The sequence below is a fragment of the Synechococcus sp. Cruz CV12-2-Slac-r genome (genome assembly GCF_024346075.1).
GTDB lineage: Bacteria > Cyanobacteriota > Cyanobacteriia > PCC-6307 > Cyanobiaceae > Synechococcus_D.
Genome location: NZ_JAGQEK010000175.1, coordinates 1 through 3209 on the forward strand (window position 1 = coordinate 1; position 3209 = coordinate 3209).

Annotated in this window: 5 protein-coding genes; 2 read left to right on the plus strand and 3 right to left on the minus strand. The window is 45.7% G+C overall.

Going from position 1 to position 3209, the window contains the following annotated elements:
* Positions 1 to 273: 273 nt before the first annotated feature.
* Positions 274 to 879 carry a hypothetical protein gene (locus KB557_RS10120; protein WP_255133848.1) on the minus strand — a complete coding sequence of 202 codons (606 nt, stop codon included), beginning with the start codon at positions 877 to 879 and terminating at the stop codon, positions 274 to 276.
* A gap of 366 nt (positions 880 to 1245) precedes the next feature.
* On the opposite strand from KB557_RS10120, the gene KB557_RS10125 reads away from it, so the two are divergent.
* Together KB557_RS10125 and KB557_RS10130 are read left to right on the plus strand one after the other, a co-directional pair.
* Positions 1246 to 1458, plus strand: coding sequence for a hypothetical protein (locus KB557_RS10125; RefSeq protein WP_255133851.1), 213 nt, complete (start codon positions 1246 to 1248; stop codon positions 1456 to 1458).
* Positions 1433 to 1819, plus strand: coding sequence for a hypothetical protein (locus tag KB557_RS10130; protein ID WP_255133854.1), 387 nt, complete (start codon positions 1433 to 1435; stop codon positions 1817 to 1819). The genes KB557_RS10125 and KB557_RS10130 overlap by 26 nt, the downstream gene beginning before the upstream one ends.
* Before the next feature lie 593 nt (positions 1820 to 2412).
* On the opposite strand, the gene KB557_RS10135 is transcribed toward KB557_RS10130, so the two are convergent.
* The gene (locus tag KB557_RS10135; protein ID WP_255133856.1) at positions 2413 to 2814 is read right to left on the minus strand and encodes a HEPN domain-containing protein; all 402 of its coding nucleotides are present in this window, start codon (positions 2812 to 2814) and stop codon (positions 2413 to 2415) included.
* The gene (locus KB557_RS10140) at positions 2801 to 3169 is read right to left on the minus strand and encodes a nucleotidyltransferase domain-containing protein (RefSeq protein WP_255133859.1); all 369 of its coding nucleotides are present in this window, start codon (positions 3167 to 3169) and stop codon (positions 2801 to 2803) included. The genes KB557_RS10135 and KB557_RS10140 overlap by 14 nt, the downstream gene beginning before the upstream one ends.
* Positions 3170 to 3209: the final 40 nt, after the last annotated feature.

Sequence of the window (3209 nt, forward strand, 5' to 3'; positions counted from 1 at the left end):
CCTGAACTAATTGCTGTATGAGTGCTTTAAAGTATGAGGCACCTAATCTTGCTGGTAATATTTTCCTCTGCCTTGATCTTCTGGTTCTAAGAAGTTTAGATTCAAAAGATATTTAAGATCACAGATATTGGAATCTGCGACAAATTTTAGATTATACTAATAATGACTAGTTAGAGTAATGGGGCGCAAGCATTAAATTGGAATTTAAGCAATTCCTTTAGGGAAACTAAATTTGAATTATCTCACAGGAAAGAATCAAAACGCAAAAACAGATTACGCTGACGCGAGGGCAATAGCGCGAGAGAAAGTAAGCGCCATAATATCCCACATCATAACTCCATGTACAAAGATAAGTGTTCGCGCAAATCTTGTCGTGCCGTTAAAATTGTCAAGGGTGGTAGTTAAGAGTGAGGTAAAAGACGCAATAAAGTAATCATATGGTGGAGGTATCTCATCCTTAGATGTGCTAGAGGTAAAAATACGACCTCTGCCAATCGCAACCGAATGGGTATCAACGCGCCAATATATCCAACCCCAAATAAGAAGAAGGCAAGGCACGAAAAGCAGAAGTTGAGAAAAGAGTAAAACGCGATCAGAAGGGGGGAGGAATATCATCAGGTTTAAAATTCCAAAGAGCATTAAGAGTGCAAATATGACTAAAACAACCATCGCATCAATAAACAATCTGCGCCGCCTTGGTGACAGCGGTAGAAATAAGCAAGCAAATGCTGCTCCGACCAATATCGGAAACATTACGGGGACGATATACTGACGACCATAGGAAAGGATCGCAATTGAATTATTCAGCAAAAAGTAAGGAGTTGTATTCTTGCTTGCGAGCAGAAATAAATCACCAGAAAGAACCTGAAGTGTAAGCACAAAGCACAGCATTAATACCTCCCAGTTGCGATTAATAAAATTCCTCAAAATTAGTCCCAGTATTACTGGAATATTAGTTGGAACGAATTGCGTTTGCTACAGGGAGAGACCGTTGCGAGATTCGGTATTGGGCAAACTAACCTGACCGCCACTACCCACCATTGGAGGTGACAGAGGCGCAGGAGGCGCCTGAACTAATTGCTGTATGAGTGCTTTAAAGCATTAGGCACCTAATCTTTCTTGTTAAATGCTATGATTAAAGTGTTGAGGGGTAAGAGGTTCATAGAAACCCGCCCCTTACAACCATTCCCTAAAACCCATAGAGGTTTCTTCACTGGCAGAATTGCTTCAGTCACATTCAAAGAAATGGCATCTGAGCACCCCGACGCACCAAAACAATTTGGAATACGGATTTCAGATGAAGTAATGGAATTAGTTTCTGCTATTCAAGCGGTGCGCAAAACTAATAATCAACCCATAACACTTGCTGCTGTTGTGGAAGATGCCATCAAATGCCACTACAACCGACTTCTCAAAGAAGGAGCAATTTCAAATGACCCCACCAATCAACCGAATTGATCTTGAACGGGTGCTACTGGCACTACCACCAGAAACTCAAGACCCTTTTCCTCATTTAGCAAACCTCACAGCAGTAGATCTACTCAAAAGAAGAGTATGGATATCAACGCAACTTAAATCGTTAGAGCAAGAACGCAAAGCGATTGATTTAGAAATAGAAGAAACCTATTCGGTTGCTGAATTAAAATTTGGTATTGCGATTTCAGGAGGTTGGATAATGAAATCAAATACACGCACAAGTTGGGAATATACCCCTGAAGTAATAGAAGAAATAAAATCAATCCAACGGCAGGCGCAACAAAGCGGATTAGCAAATGAGATCAAAACCACTCACCTGCGTTTATTACAGCATTACACATAAAAACAAGTGTTATATGCTATAATTACAGCACTGAACTCCATAGAGAGTCAATCCAATGCTTAAAACCACCAGCAACGGCACTCAGGCAACAACTGCCATCAAGTTTTCTTTAAGACCAACTGCTGAAACGCTGGCGGATCTATCAAGACCTATTGATCCCCGCCATCTCAAGACCAGGAAACAAGGAACAGCAACTCTTACCTATTGCCCTTGGAACACCATTGCCCCTTTCAGTCCAAGGTCTTCCCTCACATTGAGGGTTAAACGCTCTCCGCTCAACCAGTCATCTGGAAGTTGCTTCGGCACCTAGTACTCCCCTACCCACTTGCTCCTCATTTGGAACTCTTTCTGAGGACACTTTACCTGTTGCGGTAGGGGAGCGGTAGGGGACTTGCTCGAAAAAACCTTTATTTTGTATCTTGAGGTTAGTATTTATGGGCAATTTTCGGGATTTTTGATGCTTTCGCTCCAGTTCGAATCTGGGTGCCGCCTTTTAGAGATTCTCTCAAGATGTTATGCGGTAGGTGAGATCTGGTTTTATTTGGGGTTTTTGCTGGGCAGCCGGAATTCACCTGCCACACGCCCAAAACCGCTCACCCACCCTCAGAACACCGCCCCACCGCTAATTCCACGTACTCAAAGATGTTTTGGATCAGTGCTACCCAGCTGTGCCGTTCTGGGGCGTCCTCCAAGGGCAAGTCGTCGTAACGGAAGACGGTTCCGAAAGGTGTGAGGGCATCCACGTTGTCAAATCTCTCAGGCAGAGGAATGCCATGGCTTTGCAGGAGATCGAGAAGTAAGCCAATGTTGTGACTTCGGGGATAAGGGTGCCCTTCCAGGGCGAGCAGTGCCTTGATTAGTTTTTCGGCGGCTTGTTGAGCGTGATAGCCGAGGGTTTCATCGCTGATTTCTCGGTCGTCAATCAACTTATTCAGCACGGCCATATCTTGGGCGGCCTTGCGCAACAACAGCTGGGCCTGGTCAGAGGGAGTCATGGAGCACCCTCCCCTCCCTGTGTGCGGCGTACTCCAGCGTTCCCGGAAGCAGGCAACGTTTATCGAAGCTGGCCTTACTGGTGACCACCAAATCAACGGACATCAATACACCGCGCAGGGTCCTCTGCAGCCGCAGCATCTCGCTATAGCGGCTTTCCACCTCAGGTTCCACCACCAAAAGGTCGAAATCATTGGCGGCAGAGAGGTTCCCGTGGGCGGCCGATCCAAACGCGATCAGCCGCAGCGGCGAAGCCGCATCTACAAGCCGGCTTATTACGTCATTAACTTTATCGGCCGTTACAGCCCATGGGTGGTTGGAACCACTGGGGGCGAGATCAGGGCTGACTTGGTTCATCTGACTAAATCCTGCGTTTCAGGCTAAGGGCAACCGTGGC

What these genes read in the sequence shown, in the direction of transcription:
- KB557_RS10125 (WP_255133851.1), top strand. Translation starts at nt 1,246, where the DNA reads ATGGCATCTGAGCACCCCGACGCACCAAAACAATTTGGAATACGGATT.
- KB557_RS10130 (WP_255133854.1), top strand. Translation starts at nt 1,433, where the DNA reads ATGACCCCACCAATCAACCGAATTGATCTTGAACGGGTGCTACTGGCA.
- KB557_RS10135 (WP_255133856.1), bottom strand. Translation starts at nt 2,814, where the DNA reads ATGACTCCCTCTGACCAGGCCCAGCTGTTGTTGCGCAAGGCCGCCCAA.
- KB557_RS10140 (WP_255133859.1), bottom strand. Translation starts at nt 3,169, where the DNA reads ATGAACCAAGTCAGCCCTGATCTCGCCCCCAGTGGTTCCAACCACCCA.